The following is a 253-nucleotide window of genomic DNA, read 5'->3' on the forward strand; positions in this document are numbered from 1 at the left end:
GTGCGGCCCTTCAAGCTCACCACAATCCCATGACGATCAAGCCCGTTGCCCATGTCACAAGGGCCGCGTAACATTCATTCTGGCAACGTCGGCCCGACGTAGTTCAACAGCGATCGGGACATCCCCAAGTCGGCCGCTCGACCCGGTCTATCCGGTGGTATTTTTCGACGCGCTGCGGGTCAAGATTCGCGATGAAGGCATGGTCAAGAACAAGGCCGTCTATGTCGCGCTGGCGCTCAATCCGGACGGCGAG

1 pseudogene is annotated in these 253 nt (G+C 59.7%); it reads left to right on the plus strand.

Annotated features, from left to right (window positions below):
- Positions 1–112 precede the first annotated feature (112 nt).
- Positions 113–253: pseudogene (locus ACZYOF_RS44825) on the plus strand (transposase); the annotation flags it as partial.

The sequence above is a fragment of the Bradyrhizobium sp. LeoA1Lang genome, assembly GCF_055413685.1.